This window comes from Bacillus sp. CZDM1, from assembly GCF_055502545.1.
On the sequence record NZ_JBUESO010000004.1, the window covers coordinates 265,069 to 283,296 of the forward strand.

17 protein-coding genes are annotated in these 18,228 nt (G+C 40.1%); all 17 read right to left on the reverse strand.

The genetic code is table 11. From position 1 onward, the window contains the following. Positions 1-148 precede the first annotated feature (148 nt). Entirely contained in the window at positions 149-700 is a 552-nt protein-coding gene (locus ACY3XC_RS11540) for a 4Fe-4S dicluster domain-containing protein (RefSeq protein WP_464868664.1), read from the reverse strand. Beyond that, positions 697-960: a chaperone NapD gene (locus ACY3XC_RS11545; protein ID WP_464868665.1), complete on the reverse strand. Its 264-nt coding sequence runs from the start codon at positions 958-960 to the stop codon at positions 697-699. Before ACY3XC_RS11545 ends, ACY3XC_RS11540 begins: the two co-directional genes overlap by 4 nt. 65 nt (positions 961-1,025) lie before the next feature. Further along, on the reverse strand, positions 1,026-1,430 hold the full coding sequence (locus ACY3XC_RS11550) for a nitrate reductase cytochrome c-type subunit (protein ID WP_464868666.1): 405 nt from the start codon (positions 1,428-1,430) through the stop codon (positions 1,026-1,028). A gap of 16 nt (positions 1,431-1,446) precedes the next feature. Next, entirely contained in the window at positions 1,447-3,984 is a 2,538-nt protein-coding gene (gene napA / locus ACY3XC_RS11555) for a nitrate reductase catalytic subunit NapA (RefSeq protein WP_464868667.1), read from the reverse strand. Between the two features lie 233 nt (positions 3,985-4,217). Continuing rightward, complete coding sequence (locus tag ACY3XC_RS11560) at positions 4,218-5,528, reverse strand: hemolysin family protein (protein ID WP_179158616.1); 1,311 nt, start codon at positions 5,526-5,528, stop codon at positions 4,218-4,220. Between the two features lie 61 nt (positions 5,529-5,589). Continuing rightward, entirely contained in the window at positions 5,590-6,003 is a 414-nt protein-coding gene (locus tag ACY3XC_RS11565; protein ID WP_464868668.1) for a MerR family transcriptional regulator, read from the reverse strand. Positions 6,004-6,124: 121 nt separating this feature from the next. Beyond that, complete coding sequence (locus tag ACY3XC_RS11570; protein WP_464868669.1) at positions 6,125-7,060, reverse strand: manganese-dependent inorganic pyrophosphatase; 936 nt, start codon at positions 7,058-7,060, stop codon at positions 6,125-6,127. 179 nt (positions 7,061-7,239) lie between these two features. Then, positions 7,240-8,448, reverse strand: coding sequence for an iron-containing alcohol dehydrogenase (locus tag ACY3XC_RS11575; RefSeq protein ID WP_464868670.1), 1,209 nt, complete (start codon positions 8,446-8,448; stop codon positions 7,240-7,242). Between the two features lie 18 nt (positions 8,449-8,466). Further along, on the reverse strand, positions 8,467-9,990 hold the full coding sequence (locus ACY3XC_RS11580) for an aldehyde dehydrogenase family protein (protein ID WP_464868671.1): 1,524 nt from the start codon (positions 9,988-9,990) through the stop codon (positions 8,467-8,469). A gap of 15 nt (positions 9,991-10,005) precedes the next feature. Next, on the reverse strand, positions 10,006-10,899 hold the full coding sequence (locus tag ACY3XC_RS11585; RefSeq protein ID WP_464868672.1) for a R2-like ligand-binding oxidase: 894 nt from the start codon (positions 10,897-10,899) through the stop codon (positions 10,006-10,008). A gap of 14 nt (positions 10,900-10,913) precedes the next feature. After that, the gene (locus tag ACY3XC_RS11590; RefSeq protein WP_464868673.1) at positions 10,914-12,431 is read right to left on the reverse strand and encodes an AMP-binding protein; all 1,518 of its coding nucleotides are present in this window, start codon (positions 12,429-12,431) and stop codon (positions 10,914-10,916) included. 132 nt (positions 12,432-12,563) lie between these two features. Beyond that, a complete protein-coding gene (locus ACY3XC_RS11595) occupies positions 12,564-13,772 on the reverse strand; it encodes an ABC transporter substrate-binding protein (protein WP_464868674.1) in 1,209 nt (402 codons plus the stop codon). 84 nt (positions 13,773-13,856) lie between these two features. Then, entirely contained in the window at positions 13,857-14,564 is a 708-nt protein-coding gene (locus tag ACY3XC_RS11600) for an ABC transporter ATP-binding protein (RefSeq protein ID WP_464868675.1), read from the reverse strand. Beyond that, the gene (locus tag ACY3XC_RS11605; protein WP_464868867.1) at positions 14,557-15,321 is read right to left on the reverse strand and encodes an ABC transporter ATP-binding protein; all 765 of its coding nucleotides are present in this window, start codon (positions 15,319-15,321) and stop codon (positions 14,557-14,559) included. The genes ACY3XC_RS11600 and ACY3XC_RS11605 overlap by 8 nt, the downstream gene beginning before the upstream one ends. Before the next feature lie 5 nt (positions 15,322-15,326). Continuing rightward, the gene (locus tag ACY3XC_RS11610) at positions 15,327-16,328 is read right to left on the reverse strand and encodes a branched-chain amino acid ABC transporter permease (RefSeq protein ID WP_464868676.1); all 1,002 of its coding nucleotides are present in this window, start codon (positions 16,326-16,328) and stop codon (positions 15,327-15,329) included. Then, positions 16,328-17,191, reverse strand: a complete 864-nt coding sequence (locus ACY3XC_RS11615) for a branched-chain amino acid ABC transporter permease (RefSeq protein ID WP_464868677.1) — start codon at positions 17,189-17,191, stop codon at positions 16,328-16,330. Before ACY3XC_RS11615 ends, ACY3XC_RS11610 begins: the two co-directional genes overlap by 1 nt. A gap of 113 nt (positions 17,192-17,304) precedes the next feature. Next, entirely contained in the window at positions 17,305-18,078 is a 774-nt protein-coding gene (locus ACY3XC_RS11620; protein ID WP_464868678.1) for an SDR family oxidoreductase, read from the reverse strand. Between the last annotated feature and the right edge of the window lie 150 nt (positions 18,079-18,228).

The following is an 18,228-nucleotide window of genomic DNA, read 5'->3' on the forward strand; positions in this document are numbered from 1 at the left end:
TATCCCTAGGAACATGCAGGAGAGTTTGCCCGTCAGTAATAATATCTTTATGAAATACCAACTTGAATTATTATATAGGCGATAATGGGTAAAATCCTTGGACAAAAAAAGACCACAGGACTAGACTAACCCAGGTCTTTTTTATCATTTATAATCTTACTTTTAATGCCGTTTCTTCAGCTATACAGCCAGCTACACAGATTCCACAGCCCGTACATTTTTCAATTGAGACACTTGGGGTACCCTGTACTAAATTCAGTGCTCCTTCATTTGGGCATGCACGAACACAGTAATCACACATTACATTTTTAAAAGCAAGACAATGTTCAGTATTGACCTGGACAGTTCCAATACTAGGGGTGACAGCGAAATCGGCAAAGTTTAATGATTTGGCCGGACATACTTCGATACACTTCGTGCAAAGTGTGCAAGGTGTTACGTTTGGATCAAGATAGGGAGTATTAACCAATTTCACTCCACTTTCAAGAGGAAATAACCTGATACTATTTTCAGGACATATCTCCTTGCATTTCCCACATCTAGAACAAGAGGTTAGAAATTCCAGTTCATTACAAGACCCCGGCGGGCGGAAAAAATCCCTTTCCACCTCTATTTGTGGTGCAATAAAATTCCCTAAGAAACCAATGGCAGATTCCCAGTTTAATGAAAGAAATTCTCTTCTTTTTAGCTTTTCTGTCATCTAGCACCAGCAGCCTCTTGATAATATGGCTCATCTTCAAAGTTTGTGTAAACTAGACAAATGGCAAGGACCCCGGCAATTTCCTTAAAGGTTTCTGCGGTTCTATAGCTTTGGTCTACCGTCTCCGTTTCTAATGTAAGGATTACTTTTTTTCCTTCATGGATATGGTGAACTTCAACACCGTTTATAGAAGCTAATTTTTCTGCTGCATGTTCTGCTTGGCCTGGGATTGTTTCAACATAAATTCCCGAAATAACCATGCTCAACCCCTCCAGACTTTATTTGGTTGGCCTTCAGATTAAGAAAGGAGGCCAATCACGCTATACTACTCGTTGAACGCCGTTTTTGTATCATTTTGTTGGGCGTGACATTGAACACAATTATCCCTGAAAACTTGGCCTTTTGGATCATTATCATAAAAATGGTCATCTGGCGGCGTAGGTGCTCCAGTCCCCTCTTTTCCATGGCAGGCTAAACAGCTTTCATGGTGAAGCTCTCCATTCCATCGGTCTACATGAGTAACATGCTGCATCGGAGGTGCATTCAAAAGTCCCATAGTTGCAGCATCTTGTCTTCCTTCTTCGGTCAACTGAATTAATCCTGCTGCCGGGTTATTCACTTTCAGATTAGTAGAGGCAGATTCTAATGATCCTTGCAATTTAGTCGAAGTAATTGCAACAACAATTACTAAGACAAACCCTAAAATATAAAGAAGTTCTTTTCCTCTCATACCATTCACACCTCCATTATGCTTTTACAATTTTAACCGCACATTTCTTAAAATCAGGCTGCTTTGAAATTGGACAATAGCAATCTAAGGTTACTAGATTAATAAGTGTTTCTTCGGCAAAAAATGGCACATAAATAAGTCCCTTAAGAGGATTTCCTCGACCTTTTGTTGTGGCCTTTACCTTTACTTCACCCCGTCGTGAAATCACTTTAACCATATCTCCTGTTTTGACTCCCAGTGACTTCGCATCCTCTGGATGAATTTCACATAAAGCTTCCGGAACAGCGCGATGAAGTTCTGGTACTCTTCGCGTCATCGAACCGCTATGCCAGTGTTCCAGCACCCGCCCTGTACACAACCAGAATGGAAATTCCTGATCCGGTACCTCTGCCGCTTCTTCAAAAGGGCGGAAATAGATATTCGGTTTGTGATCAACAGATTTATAGAAATCAATATCTTTGTATTTGCCTGTCTTTCCAAATTCCTCGACACCAAACTGATCGAAACCTTCTTCTTGTTTTCCATGTACATACCGCCAATTTGTCTCGATCCATTTGCCATTAACGTTTCGGACTGGCCAACACATTCCATGCTGTTTTAGATATTCATCATAAGGTGCCATTTGCTTTGCTTTAATCTTTAACTTAGCACCCATTTCCTGGATTGCAGTGTTTTTACTTTCATGGGGATTAGAAAAAGCTCGATACTCCTCCCAGAGTCGGCCATTTACCTCATGCTGGTCTTCAAGTAAATCATTTTTAGCTTTATCCCAAACCATACCAAAAAGGACATCAAATGCAGGCTTGCCACCAATCATTTTTCCGTCTAGAACCCGTTTGGCCACTTGAACAATCGCCCATAAATCCCATTTCGCCTCACCTGGCGGCTCTATACATTTTTCAAATATCGAAGTCCTCCGTTCAGCATTTCCAAATTGGCCTTCCCTCTCAACCCACATGGCCGCTGGAAAAACAACATCTGCCATCTCAGTAGACCTAGTTGGGTAGACCTCCGAAACGACAATAAATCTATCGATTACACCTTTTCCATTCGCATCTTTCCCTCTAAATCTATTAAGCTTAGGCATGGTTTGAGCCCAGTTATTCGACATACTCCATAGGAACTTTACTTTTCCATTTCCAAGCTCACGGAACATTTTTACGGTATGGAACCCAGGAGTTTGAATAGGTTCTAAATACCCCTCGGGCAGATTCCAAATTAATTCGGTATAACGACGGTGCTCCGGGTTCTTTACGACTAGGTCAGCCGGCAGTCGGTGAGAGAATACGCCCACTTCTCTTGCTGTTCCACAGGCACTCGGCTGGCCAGTTAATGAAAATGGACCATTCCCTGGCTTCGAAATTTTTCCAGTTAACAAGTGAATATTATAGATGAGATTATTCATCCACGTTCCGCGTGTATGTTGGTTTACACCCATTGTCCAAAGCGATAAAACCTTTTTCTTTGGATCAGCAAATTCTTTTGCAAGTGCTTCAATATCTTTTGCAGGCACACCTGAGATTTCTTCTGCTTTTTCCAGTGTATACTGTGCAACCTTTGTTTTAAATTCATCAAATGTGATGGTCCATTCTTTTTCTGCCGCCTGGCCAATCTCGCTTGCTTCATAATTATCATCAAAGGTGTGTCCAAGGTTTTCAGTACCGGCTTTAAATTGTGTGTGTTCATCAATGAATTTTTGATCATAATGATTGTTTTGGACTAAATAATTTGCAATAGCATTTGCGATTGCTAAATCTGATTGTGGTCTAAATTCCATTACAACATCTGCAAGCTCTGAGGTTCTAGAACGTCTTGTCGTTAAGTCATAATGCTTAACTCCGCTTTCTTTAAGCTTACGGGCTGTAAGCCGGGAATATAAAACTGGGTGCATCTCAGCCATATTGGCTCCCCAGGTCACGTATACGTCTGCTTCATCCAAGTCACGGTAGGATCCCATTGGTTCGTCAGATTGGAACGTTGTCATAAATCCTGTTACTGCACTTGCCATACATAACCTGGCATTAGGATCAATATTATTATTCAATAATCCAGCCTTCCAAAGCTTCACAGAGGCATACCCTTCCATAATCGTTTGTTGTCCAGACCCCCAGAAGGCGATCGACTTTGGATCAGCATTATGGGCTTCTTTCAATTTATTTGCTACCAAGTCTAGGGCTTCTTCCCATGTAGCCTCCCTGAAACCTTCCATTGTTCCCTTTTTGGATTTATCATCCCGGATCAGCGGTTTTGTTAAACGATCTTTGCCGAATAGGATTTTACCGATGTAGTATCCTTTAATACAGTTAAGACCATTATTCGAACGATTATCCGGATCACCTTTTGTTGCAATTACCTTGCCATCCTTTATACCAACTAGAATTCCACAGCCTGTACCGCAAAAACGGCACACAGAGGTTTTCCATTCATCTGGTTCAATACTTGCTGCTTGAGCACTTTTCATTTCGGAGTTTTCGGTTTTTTTGCTGCATCCTGCAGCAGCCATTGTCATTGACACTGCGGTTGCTTTCAGTAAGGATCTTCTCGTTAGTTCCAAGCTCATCTTCCTCCCTTAAAAACCATGTTTATACTTAATGAATATCCATTTCTATCGTAATCGAGGAGTGAGTTTAATTAAATTAGTTTTAAAATCGTTTTCAAAATGTTCATAGATTTCATGGGAGGTGTGACACAGATCTGCCTTTACTGTGTAATCAATGTAATAAAGAAAAAAACCTAAATTTACAGACAAAAAGAACCCCTCTTGTCGTTTATACAAGAGGGGTAGGTTTATGCTATAGATTCATGTTTCATTAATTTCACAATTTCTAATAATTTAATATGATAACCATCGATTTCTAGTACTTTAAATTCATAATCACCATATTTAACTTTATCACCTTCGACAACATCCATTTTCTCAGATAGAATCCAGCCGCCAATGGTATCCATCTCATCTTCCTGGATGTCTAATCCGAATAAATCATTTACTTCATCGATTAGAACCTTTCCATCCACTACGGTTTTATGTTCACTGATTTTGTTGATTTCTGGAACTTCGTCTTCGTCAAATTCATCTCGAATCTCTCCGACAATTTCTTCCAGAATATCTTCAACCGTAACCAAACCTGCCGTACCACCATATTCATCCATTAAAATAGCCATATGAACACGATCTTTTTGCATTTTAACTAATAAATCATGGATGGCAATTGATTCAATGACCTGAATAACAGGACGTGTATATTCATCAATAGGTGTGTCAAGGTTCTTACCACTAATATAATCTGTCAGTACTTCTTTCATGTTCAACATACCAACAATGTTATCTTTTTCCCCATCAATGACTGGGTACCTTGTATAATTTTCTACCTTCACAATTTCTAGACATTCTGCAAGAGTTTGTGATCGATCAAATACCACGATTTCAGTACGAGGTACCATAATTTCTTTTGCAATACGATCATCAAATTCAAATATATTGTTCACATATTTGTACTCAGACTGATTAATCTCACCGCTTTTGTAACTTTCAGAGATAATTAATTGAAGTTCTTCCTCTGAATGAGCCTCTTCATGTTCAGATGCAGGTTTTAAGCCAAAAATACCAACAATCAAACGAGCCGAACCATTTAAAGTTTTAATAAACGGATACATAATTTTATAAAAGAGAATCATTGGTTTTGCAAAAACAAGCGTAACCGCCTCAGCTTTATGGATCGCAATAGTTTTCGGAGCAAGTTCCCCAACCACAACGTGTATAAACGTTACGGATGCAAAAGCAATAATAAAGGATAATATACTACTTGCAGATTCAGGTATGTTAAATTGAGTAAACAATGGATGAAGTAAGCGTTCCACTGTTGGTTCACCCAGCCACCCTAATCCTAAAGCAGTAACTGTAATACCTAACTGACACGCTGATAAATATTCATCTAAATTTGATACAATTGTCTTAGCTGCAATTGCTTTTTTATTGCCTTCTGATACTAGCTGATCGATTCGTGTACTGCGGATTTTTACAATGGCAAATTCGAAAGACACGAAGAATGCCGTAAAAGCAATTAAAATTGCAATTACAATCAAGTTTATAATGGTCAATGGTCTCCTTACCTTAATGAAAAAGTAAGGAATACACCTCCTGGGTTTTTTAAATGTATGTTTAACTTAGTAATAATAATAGTGTTTGGGCTAATGGAACACCTTGGGAAGAAAGTTTATTCACAACCATTTCTTTTTGATTGCCGTTTAGTTTTTCAAGAATGGGTTCGATTGCTTCAATTTCTTCTTTAAGATGACGCATTAAAATTCCAATTTGTTCAAAATGCTTTTCTACTCTTTGTTTATCAACACAATCCTTCGTCTTAATTAATTCAATGGATGACTTAATCTCCTCAAGCGGCATATTAAGATTTTTATAGTGCTCAATTAAATGCATAATTTGAATGCTGTCTTCTCCATACAATCGATAATTGGAATCCGTCCGAATAGGGTTAAGTAAGCCTATTTGGGTGTAATAATCGATTGTTCTTTTGGAGAGATTCATTAACTTGGCGATTTCGCCTATACGATACAACTTCCCAACTTACTCACCCCTCTCTACAATACTATTAATATATCATGCGGAAAGTGTACAGTCAACGTAATAGTTTCTCTAAAAAAATAAACCGTTCCTATAATAAGAACGGTTTGTTTTATTAAACACTTTGATTAAAAATATCCGTTAAAACAGGTACGATTTGTTTCTTACGAGATACAACACCCTTTAAAACTGCAGTGTTATTCTCCAGGGTAACATTATATGCCCTTTCAACAGCACTCGTTTTACTTCCTAACGCTAAACCGACAGAGTCATTTGTTAAGATATCCGTAACCACAAATAAGAATAAATCTAAGTTCTTATCTGCAATATTTTTTGAAATAGCAGCTTCTAATTCCTCTTGGCGTGCAAATACCTCAGCTGTATCGACTGCATTTACTTGAGCAATTTCGACCTTACTAGAGCCCATTTCAAATTCTTTTGCGTCAAGTGAAATTAGTTGTTCAATGGTCTTGTCACTTAAATCTGCACCAGCTTTTAGCATTTCTAATCCATAGCTCTCGGCATTAACACCAGCAATTTCAGCTAGTTCTTTTGCAGCTGCTACGTCCTCTGCTGTGCAAGTTGGCGATTTAAATAATAATGAATCAGAAATAATAGCGGACAGCATAAGTCCAGCAATTTCTTTTTTAATTTCTTTGCCGTTTTCTTTAAACATTTTATTTAAAATCGTTGCTGTACATCCTACTGGTTCACAACGGTAATACAATGGATCGCTTGTTTCGAAGTTCGCAATACGGTGATGATCGATAACTTCTAAGACACGAACATCAGCAATATCATTCGCACTTTGCTGGCGCTCATTGTGGTCGACTAAAATAACTGAATTTACTTCAGCTGCAACATTTTCAACTAGGCGTGGAACCTCCGAATTAAAATGGTCCAGCGCATATTGCGTTTCCCCATTTACACTTCCGAGGCGGATTGGTTCAACATCCATTCCAAGTTGTTTCTTCAAATCTGCGTAAGCAATCGCAGAACAAATTGTATCTGTGTCAGGGTTTTTGTGACCAAAAATAAGTACTTTTTCCATTATTAAAACTCCTAATCGTAATAAAATATGTAGACAAGCTCCATTACTGAGATTGACCCTAACGAAAATTATATATGAATCTTTACTAGTATTCAAAAAAAAAATAAAAATGCGAATAAAAATAAGAACAGGGCACCATATCATTATGGTATCCTGTTCCAAGACTGAGACAATCTAATTTATTTTACTCCTAGTGGTACAACTCTTTGTCCAATCGCTGCAATCAATTCTTTAGGCATTGGGAAGCTTAGTGCTGCTGGATCTTTCATCACAGCAGGAATCGTCTGTCCCAGGTTTTCTTCGGTAATGTTAAACTGTTTGAAATCTGCAGGAAGTCCGACTTTCTGCTGAAGTAAACGAATCTTTTCCACTACCTTCGCTAATGCCGTTTCAGCACAATCACCTCTCACCTCAACATCTAAGGCGGCTGCAAGCTCATTCACTTTTGGCAGGTATAATGCAGGAACCATTTCCATGACCACCGGAAGGAAGACAGCATTGGCTAAGCCATGTGGAATGCGGAACAATGCACCGTATGCGTGGGCCAAATTATGCACTGGGATAGCATTCAATGCAAAGCTAAAGGCTGTAATACCCATCAGGCTTGCTTGTAATAAATCCATCCGGGCAGCGATATTCGTTCCTTCTGACACTGCTGCTGGAAGATTTTTTTCAATTAAACGAATCGCATGCAGTGCATATGCATCCGTCAGAGCCGTCGCCGTCGGCGAGGCAAATGCTTCAATGGCATGTGTTAAGGCGTCAAACCCAGTAAAGGCCGTGATAAAAGGCGGCAGTCCAACCGTTAAATCAGGATCGAGAATAGCCATATCCGCATTTATGAATGGATTTATGATATTTGTCTTCATTTGAATATCTTCATTGAAAATAACTGCAATCGGGGAAACCTCAGACCCTGTTCCTGCTGTAGTCGGAATCGCAATATGTGGAATCGGGATAAAGTTTGCCTTTGGAAATTGTTCATATAAAAGGCCGCCAGGAATCGCTTCCTTAATATCCGATAATCCTTTATGAAGTGCATATTTAACCCCTTTAACGGTATCTAAAACACTACCGCCGCCAACTGCCAGCAGGGCATCTCCGCCTACCTCTTTTACATAACGGACTGCAACATTTATGCATCGGCTTTCTGCATCCTGGGTAATATCAAGATATTGACCGACCAGCTGTGGTCCGCTGCCATGGCCAGTTAAATTAAATATTTCTGCCACCTTCTCGACGACACCAGCTTTTTCTAACCCTCTGTCACTTAAAAGAACCACTCTTTTTGCACCTAGGCCAGCAAACAAACTTGGTACCATTGCCCGTGAATTCGCACCACTGTAAATTCCTGTGCGAAGCATAAACTGTGATAAGGAAGTCTTCATAATTTTTTCACCTCTTCTTTAGTTTTGGCCAAACAGAATTCCATACCAGTTACGTCTTTCAAGCTCTGGAGACATCGACGTGTGTACATGCTTTGTTTGTGTATAAGCATCAAGTGATTGCTGGCCCATTTCTCTGCCAATGCCGCTTTGTTTATAACCGCCAAATGGGGCATCGCTTCTAAGCATATGCCAGTCATTAATCCAAACGACACCAGCCTGAAGCTTTCTCGCAACCTCATACGCTTTATTGACATCACGCGTCCAAACACCTGCTGCCAATCCATAAATCGTATCATTTGCCATCTTAATGGCTTCGTCTAATTCGGAATATCGAATGACACATAATACAGGTCCAAAAATTTCTTCCTGAGCAATTTTCATATCATTGGTCACATTGGTGAAGATGGTTGGTTCAACAAAATATCCATCCTCACAACCCGCAACCTTGACTTCTTTTCCACCGCAGACAAGGGTGGCTCCTTCTTGCTTACCAGCTTCAATATAAGAAAGAATGGTTTCTTTTTGTTTTTTTGAAATGACAGGACCTACATCCGTCGAAGGATCTAGAGGGTTTCCGATCTTCAACTTACTTGTTAATTCGACTAGTCCGGTAACAACTTGATCATATAAGGAATCTGGAACAAATAAACGAGTTCCACTTTCACAAAGCTGTCCAGAATGTAAGAACACTCCAAAAAGACTTCCTGGAAGGGCAATGCTAAGGTCTGCATCCTCTAAAAGAATGTTTGGTGATTTTCCTCCAAGCTCTAAGGTAGTATTTTTAATACTTTCTGATGCCAAACTCATGATTCTCCTGCCCACTTCTGTTGATCCAGTGAAGGCTATCTTGTCAACCTTTGGATGGCTAACTAATGCTTCGCCAATTTCAGCCCCAGGACCTGTTACTACGTTAATCACTCCGGGTGGAACTACCTTTGAAATCAGCTCTGCCAGCTTTAAGGTGGATAATGGAGTATAGCTTGCAGGCTTAATGACCACTGTATTTCCCATTGCTAGTGCGGGGGCGATTTTCCAAGTCGCAATGACCATCGGTAGATTCCATGGTGTAATGGCTGCACATACTCCAATTGGCTCCCGCCAGATAAAATTATGTGCCGGACCTGGAAATGGCGGTACTGGCAAGGTTTCGGAGAATGGATATTCTAATGTAAAGTTCGCCAATGTTTGGAAAAGGTCGACCATTTGTAAAATATCACTATTGCCAATCCTGCGTACGGTACCTCCGGAACTAATCGCTTCTAAATACGCTAACTCTTCGGCATGCTCTGCAATTTGATAAGAAATGGCATATAAAACTTTAGCCCGGTCTTTCGGATTCATGTTTTTCCATTCGGTGTTGTCAAACGCCTCCCTTGCTGCCATAACTGCACGATCAACATCCGCCACGGTGCCTTTTGCAACTTTTGCAACAATCTCACCTGTTGACGGGTTAAAGACATCAAAGGTTTCTTGATTGCTTGCAGGTTCCCACTTTCCATTAATAAACAGCGGGAAACTTTGAACTTCAACTTTTACTGCCATTTTAATTCCTCCTTTTTATAAAACCTCTAATTCACTTTCTGAAAATCTATAAATCTCTTCGATTTTTTTGCCTTTTGCTCGTGCTAGAATTTCCATCCTTACTGACAGCTGTTTAAGCGTGAAATCCATGACCATTGCTGGATCACCGCCGAATGCACTTACCTCCCTTCCCGCTATTCCTTCCTCATTTAATCTAAGAGATAAAGGAGTAAGTTCAGTCATTTTCGCCGCAACAAATTCAAAGAGATGAGGGTGTTCACAAATTAATCGTTGAAGCAGAAAGGTGCCATAGCCAATATGCCGGGACTCATCCTTTTTCAAATTTCCAATGCCCTCTAAGAGGCCAGGCATGATATTAGCAGTTTCTAACGCTTGGTAAAAAGAATAATAACCTGTTTCTGCTAATACACCTTCAACAAACATGTTATAAACTACGGAGGCTTCTGCAATTGCTTCTGGAGATTGGTCCGTCACAAGACGTTCCATCGTAGTTGGGAGGATTTCATAGAAGATCTTTTTATACGTCTCTGTATGGAAATGGGATAAGTCCCCTCTTTCGCCGATGGCATTCAATACAAGCCTAAAAAATTCTGTATGCTTGGCTTCTTCATATAAGAAAGTAGTTAAGAACATTTCTTCTTCAAGACGTCCTTCTTTTGCGATTGCCATGATTAGAGGAAGCAAATCCAGCGTCACGGCTTCTTCCCCAGCTTGAAACTGTGAGATCAAACGAAGAATATCTTCCTTTTGTTCATAATTGAGGATTTTCCAGTCTCTAGCATCCTGACTAAAATCAATGTCTGCTGGATTCCAGGTTCCTAATCTTTTCGCCTTTTGATATAAACGAAACGGGAATGAATCTTCTAATAAACCTCTTTTACTTGTCGTTAATATTTTTCTCTCTCTCATTTTTGACCTCCTATTTACTCTGCCTCTATTTCAGCTGCCGTTTTACGTAAATGAGTTTTCAAAATCTTCCCGACACCATTCCGCGGCAGAGTTTCTAGAAAAACAATTCTCCGTGGAGTTTTGTTTTTTGCTAAATGCTCCTGACAATATCCTATTAATTCCTCTTCACTTACAATTGCCCCCGGTTTTACAACAACACAGGCAACCATTTCTTCTCCCATCTGTTCGTCAGGAATTCCTACCACTGCGACTTCCGAAACAGTTTCATGAGCATTCAGAATCTCTTCGACATCCCGTGGATAGACATTAAATCCACCACGAATAATTAAATCCTTTTTCCGGTCAACAATATAGACATACCCCTCATCATCCATTCGTGCCATATCACCAGTATGTAACCAGGAATCAATCAGGACCCGCCTTGATTCTTCGACATTTTGATAATAGCCGGGTGTTACGTTTTCACCGCGAACACAAAGCTCACCGACCTCACCACATGCCGCCTCAACTCCGTTGTCATTGACAATTTTCACTTTCACCCCTGGTATTGGAATTCCGACTGAGCCAGGTTTAATTTCAATACCATCTTTATGAGCCGTTACTATAGGTGCAGCCTCCGATAAACCGTAGCCTTCATAAACCTTGGCACCAAACTTTTGTACAAAAGCATGCAGCAGGGTGACAGGGAGCGGTGCCGAACCCGAACTAACTGATTCGAGACTTGAGGTGTTAAATTGGTCTGCACCGGGATAGGAGACTAAAGCATGAATCATTGCCGGCACTGCCGAAAAAGTCTTCACTTCATATTTCTCGATTGCTTTAAATATTGCTCCCGCGTCAAAGCTGGAAAAAATGACAATAGAACTTCCCATTAATAAGCAAATATTTGAGATTGTCAGCCCGTAGACATGTGCAAGAGGAAGAACTCCAAGTGTGGTTCCCCTTTCTAGTTCATTGTGTTTAGCCGAATTTTCAGCATTACTGGTTAAATTTTTATGGGTTAGCAGAACCCCTTTTGGATTACCAGTAGTACCGGATGTGTAGAGTATAACGGCTGTATCATCTTCCTTTACCGGTTCAGTGGTAACGAAGGACAGCTCAGCCTTTACGTCATAAAAGTTCAAAATTTGATCATCGGATGGCTGGTCAACTACAACAACTTTTGGTTTGGGATCCAATCCATCGATCGCTTTCTTCACATTTCCTAGAATTAGTGAGGATGTAATCACTGCTTTAGCACCGGCATTCAAAGCGATATAATGCAGTTCTTTCGGATGGAGTGTGAACATAACAGGAACGATAATTGCACCCGCTCTGGTAATGCCCTGATAAGCAAATATAACTTCAGGACAGTTTGGCATACAAACAATTACTCTATCTCCCTCTGAAATGCCTAAGTACTCTAGCCCGCCTGCAAATTGGTCAGCAAACATCTTTGTTTCAATGTTTGTATAATGATTTTCATTAAAATACAAAAAAGGATACTCGCCAAACTGACTGATGTTTGTTTCCAGCAAATCACTTAGCCTCACAACATCCTCTCCTTTAAAAGGAATCTTTTCAAAATAATAGAGTACTACCCATACAAGAATCCCCTCTTGACTTTAATGAAAAACAAGAGGGTCCCTTGAATAGATATAGCTAGGTCTAACAAACTATTCCTATTAATCTACTTTAATTGGAACTATTTTTCCGTCTTCTACAGCAGCAACTGACAAGTCAAATTCAAATCCGCCATCATCATTAATTTTTTCAACGATATAGATTTTTTTATCGTCTGGCAAATTGTCTAAACCAGCTTGCATATTAGCTCTGATTTTTTCCACATCATCCACTGAACCAGCAGCTTTCATAGCTTCAACAAACACATGCATGCCAATATAATTTAGTCCCGCTTCAGAACCAGGATTCTCACCATATTTTTCATTGTAACGTTTCACAAAATCAGGTATTGCAGCCTCTTGAGAATCAACAAGCGGCATAACACCAATGGAGCCATTCAATAAGTCATAAGAACCTGTTACTGCCTTCATTTCATCAAATTTCGCTTGATCCATAACGATGAATCCGCCTTTGAAGCCAAGCTCACGAGCTTGCTTTGCTACTTTCGCTGTAGGTTCAGAAGCTCCACCGATAAATAATACATTTGGCTTTTCTTTTAGAGCATTCGTTAAAATGGTGAAGAAATCTGTTTCCTTTGAAAAATCAATTGCTGAATCGTAAACAACTTTTCCGCCTTCTTTTTCCCAGTATGTCTTTAAGTTAGCTGCCCAGTCCTTACCATATTGAGAAGCAGTTGGCAGGAAGGCAACGTTCTTACCAAAGTTATCCATTGCATACTCGGTGAATGGCTGTAAATATCCATCATAACGAGGCGGTATTCGGACAGTTAATTTATTACCAACTTCCGTTATTTGTGGTTCGCTTGAATAGGCACCAATGATAAATTTATCAAGCTGATTAAATACTTGAAGGGCAAAGATACCACCGCTATGCGGCGTAAAAATAATCGGTGGTTTATTTTCTTGAACTAATCTTTTTGCGTTCGCTCCTGCTTCATTTGGCAGATATTTATCGTCTAAGGAAACGACATTTAACTTGTACTTCTTGCCATTAACCTCAAAACCGCCGGCAGCATTCACTTCATCAGCTGCCATTTTCACCCCATTTAATGTCCGCTCTCCATAAAAGGCAGCCGGTCCGCTTAAAGGTCCCGTATACCCAATGTTCACAGTTCCTATTTCTTCACTCTTATTATCATCTTCTTTGTCATCATTTTCCCCTGATGTATTGGAAGAACTATTGCAGGCTGCTAAGCTGAAAATTAATACAAATATCATACTGAACATAAAAAGCCACTTCATTTTTTTCATGGTTTTCCCCCTCGTATTTTCATTAAATTTTCAGTCGCAAATCGTGATGATGTGAACATCACCCCCTTAGAAGACAAACAAATTTTAAGCTCCTATGTACGCCTTCCTAACCTCATCATTGGCAAATAACTCTTCTGAAGTCCCTTGAAGGACAATAGAGCCATTTTCAAAAACATAGCCTTTATCTGCTATTTTTAAGGCTGCATTGGCATTTTGCTCAGCCAAAAGGATCGTCGTCCCCTCTCGATTGATTTGCTGGATGACCTCAAACATTTGCTCCACAATTAACGGAGCAAGTCCTACTGATGGTTCATCGAGCAGCATGAGCTTTGGTTTTGACATTAAGGCCCTGCCGATGGCTAGCATTTGCTGCTGTCCACCGCTTAAGGAACCGGCAGCATCGTCCTTTTTATCACGGAGAATAGGAAATAGTTCATACACATGCCCTAAGGATTTCTTAATTTCGTCTTTCTTCCTTCTATGAACAAAAGCCCCCATCTTCAGGTTTTCCTGAACGGTCATCGCCGGGAAAAGATTCCTTCCTTCCGGACATTGACCGATTCCTAATTGAACAATTTTGTCCGCTGACACCTTGTTTAAAGATTTTCCTTGAAAGAGAATCTCACCTTCTGAAGGTTTACTTAAGCCGCTGATTGTACGAAAGGTGGTGCTTTTCCCGGCACCATTTGAACCTAATAAAACAACGATTTCTCCTTCGTTCACGCGGATATTTATGTCATGAACAGCGGTAAAGCTGCCGTATTTGACAGAGATATTTTTCAAACTAAGCAATGGCACTACCCCCCAGATAAGCCTTTATCACCGCTTTATTATTCTGGATTTCTTCTGGTTTACCCTCGGCAATCTTTTCACCATAATTCAACACCATAATTTTGTCTGCCAGCTTCATGATCATCTGCATTTTGTGCTCAATTAGACAGACTGTGACTCCTTTATCTGCCATCTTTCGCATTAAATCTGCCAAGCCTTCTGTTTCATCGGGGTTGACTCCGGCAGCTGGTTCATCAAGAAAAACAATTTCAGGATTAGTAGCCAGTGCAAGTGCAAATGCCGTTCTTTTTTTCTCCTCTTGAGTTAAGCCTGTAACCGGTTTATACGCAACCTTTTGCAAATCAACAAAGTCAATCACCTCCATAGCTTTATCACGACAAAGGGATTCCTCCGTTTTAAGCCGTTTTGTACGGAAAATCGCATCGAACAAATTTGACTTCGTCCGTAATCGATGACCGACCATGATATTATCTAAAACGGTAGATTGCTCGAATAGATTTGTAGTTTGGAAGGTTCTAGCCACCCCCAGCTGAGCTATTTTATTGGCAGGTAATTGGGTAACATCCTGTCCTTTAAAAATAACCTGTCCTGAGCTCGGAGGATGAAAGCCGCTGATTAAGTTAAAAAAGGTAGACTTCCCGGCACCATTAGGACCAATAATGGCATTAATCTTTCCTTGCTCAATCACAAAGTCAACATTGTTAACAGCCACTAAACCACCAAAGTTTTTGGTTAACTTCTTCGTTTCTAAAAAAATCAAGCTTACCCCTCCTTTACTTGTTTTTCCGGTAGATTCTTTACTTTGATGTTTGCATTATGAACCAAGGTTTTGCGCTTTTGACCCCAGGCAGCCACTGCCCCAACAATTCCCCGAGGATAAAAAATGATCAACAGTGTTAATACTGGACCGAAGACAAGCATCCGGTAATCCTGTAAAAACTGAAGACGCTGAGAAAGAACGACGATTAGCAGCGTACCAACAATGGGACCGCTTAGAGTACCAATCCCGCCGACAAGTAAATAGGTAAGAAAATCAAACACAATTGCAATCGACCCGATATCAGGCCCAATAAAACGGACAAAGGAGGCATAAAGTGCACCTGATAATCCTGCAATAACCGTAGAAATAACAAAGACCGTTAATTTATTTTTCATCGTGGAAATCCCAATGGTCTGTGCCAAATCCTCACTATTGCGAATCGCGATATATGTTCTGCCGGATAGGGAGTGAACGATACGGTACATGATGAGAACAACCAGAAGAAGGAAAAACAATACTAAATAGTAATGAGATTGAAGTGTCTCAAAAGAAAGAGGTCCGATGTCCGCTGGTGCTGGAATCCCAATTAATCCACGTACACCTTCAGTTAAACTGTCCCATTTATCAATAACGAGATAAATAATATAGCCGACACAAAGTGTGTAAATGGCAAAAAAGTGCTCTTTTGTTCTTAGCGAGATGAGTCCTGCAAAGAACCCTATGATTCCAGTAATGACGAGTGATAAAAAAAGTGCTGGCCAGAAATTCATTTCTGCTTTAACGGTTAGCAACCCAAGTGAATAGGCACCTATGGCAAAGAATCCAGCATGTGCCAAAGATAGATAGCCGGTATAACCTGCAAGAAGATTTAGACCGTAAACACCAATCATCCAAATAAAGGAAAGTGTCATAATGTGAATGAAATAGTCGTTATTGCTGATTAAAGGAAAAACGATGGCAAAAAGTATGAGTACGAGTATAACAATTTTTTGAATCTTTGACATTAGTGGCCCCCCTTTGAGAAAAGCCCAGTAGGTTTAACAGATAGAATAATAACAAGGAGTACAAAGGCTATAATGTCCTTGTAGTCATTGGAAATATAGGTTGCGCCTAAGCTTTCAGTAAACCCTAAAATATAGCCGCCTAAAATAGCTCCGGGAACACTTCCCATCCCACCGAGAATAATGATGACGAAGGCTTTTAAAATAACAAGTTGTCCCATTCCTGGAAATACTAGATTAATAGGCGCGCTCAAGGAGGCTGCTATCGCCGCTAAACCACCAGAAATCATGAAGGTAAGCATGGCAACTTTATTTGTGTTAATTCCAACAAGGTTTGCTCCCTCACGGTTTTGTGACATGGCAATAATCGTTGAACCGGTATAGGTTTTTTTCAAGAATAGTGTTAAAAGAATCATGACGACGATTGCGGCAATGACAATAAGCAAGCGCTGCATCGTGAAGGTTAATCCTAAAATTTCTACTACCTGTCCATATGGAGTCGGCATGCTTTGGAACTCTGCTCCCCAGACAAATTGAGCGAATGCTTCCAAGAATAAAAGAATACCAATGGCAGCAATCTTATCATGGATAGGTGGTGCCTCTCTGAGAGGATGGAAAACAAATCTTTCCATGAGAACTCCTAATAGTCCAACTACCAAAATAGATATGAAAATAGCAATCCAATAGTGTAAACCATACTTTGTCATCATCGTAAGCGTTATGTAGCCACCCATCATATATAATGCACCATGTGCAAAATTTGGAATGTGAAGGATTCCATAAACTAGCGTTAATCCTAAAGCCACTAGACTGTAAACGCTTCCAATTGTTAACCCATTAAACAATTGCTGAATTAATATCTCCATATTTCCCCTCCCAATTTCACATGATGATACCACTGGAGCAGACACCTGCTCCAGTGGTTCTCCGATTACTTAACCTTAATTTTCTGCTTCTTCATCCCTTTAAAGATGACACTCTACATCGCGTGTGCACCGCCATCCACAACTATAATGTCACCTGTAATAAAATTAGAAGCAGGTGCCGCTAGGAATAAAGCAACTCCTTTTAGGTCAGTATCTGATCCGAACTTACGTAATGGAGTCCCTTCTAGAATTCCTTCGCTGCCTTTCTCCAGCAGCCCTTTTGACATTTTCGTAGGGAAAAAACCTGGTGCAATCGCATTTACATAGATTCCGTGTGGTCCCCATTTAACCGCTAAATCCTTTGTAAAGGTAATCACGGCGCCTTTAGAGGTATTGTATCCAATGGTATTCATATATTTTGGGTTACTGCCTTTGAGTCCAGCCACAGAGGCAATATTAATAATCTTTCCGGATTTTTGCTCGAGCATGACTTTGCCCACACTCTGTGACATGAGGAAGGTTCCGGTTACATTGACGTCCATTACTTTTTTCCAAGCCTCAAGCGGCATTTCTTCCACCAGTGCTCCCCAGGTAGCACCACTATTATTAACGAGGATATCAATTTGTCCAAATCTCTCTATCGTACGTTCAACCACATTTTTTACATCCTCTGCGTTCGTAACATCACATTTTAATGCGATAGAATCGACTCCGATTTTCTTTAACCCTTCACTTACATCTTGACATGCCTCTAAATTCCTTGAACAAACCACTACATTTGCACCAGCCTCAGCAAATCCTTCAGCAATTTGCTGACCAAGCCCCCTCCCTCCGCCTGTAACAATCGCGACTTTTCCTGTTAAATCAAATAATTCCTTCACATGCATCGACGTTTCCTCCCATTGACATATATTCTCTATCTATATGAATTTTCTACATACTAACTAGTTGGTATGTTAATAAGGACATAATATACAAAATATTTATAATATTCAATATCTATTTTTCGCTAAATTTAGCAGAAAAAAAGGCAACAA

Coding starts and splice junctions, on each gene's coding strand:
- ACY3XC_RS11615 (WP_464868677.1), bottom strand. CDS start 17,191: ATGGAGATATTAATTCAGCAATTGTTTAATGGGTTAACAATTGGAAGC.
- ACY3XC_RS11580 (WP_464868671.1), bottom strand. CDS start 9,990: ATGGCAGTAAAAGTTGAAGTTCAAAGTTTCCCGCTGTTTATTAATGGA.
- ACY3XC_RS11570 (WP_464868669.1), bottom strand. CDS start 7,060: ATGGAAAAAGTACTTATTTTTGGTCACAAAAACCCTGACACAGATACA.
- ACY3XC_RS11610 (WP_464868676.1), bottom strand. CDS start 16,328: ATGTCAAAGATTCAAAAAATTGTTATACTCGTACTCATACTTTTTGCC.
- ACY3XC_RS11585 (WP_464868672.1), bottom strand. CDS start 10,899: ATGAGAGAGAGAAAAATATTAACGACAAGTAAAAGAGGTTTATTAGAA.
- ACY3XC_RS11550 (WP_464868666.1), bottom strand. CDS start 1,430: ATGAGAGGAAAAGAACTTCTTTATATTTTAGGGTTTGTCTTAGTAATT.
- ACY3XC_RS11575 (WP_464868670.1), bottom strand. CDS start 8,448: ATGAAGACTTCCTTATCACAGTTTATGCTTCGCACAGGAATTTACAGT.
- ACY3XC_RS11540 (WP_464868664.1), bottom strand. CDS start 700: ATGACAGAAAAGCTAAAAAGAAGAGAATTTCTTTCATTAAACTGGGAA.
- ACY3XC_RS11545 (WP_464868665.1), bottom strand. CDS start 960: ATGGTTATTTCGGGAATTTATGTTGAAACAATCCCAGGCCAAGCAGAA.
- ACY3XC_RS11595 (WP_464868674.1), bottom strand. CDS start 13,772: ATGAAAAAAATGAAGTGGCTTTTTATGTTCAGTATGATATTTGTATTA.
- ACY3XC_RS11620 (WP_464868678.1), bottom strand. CDS start 18,078: ATGCATGTGAAGGAATTATTTGATTTAACAGGAAAAGTCGCGATTGTT.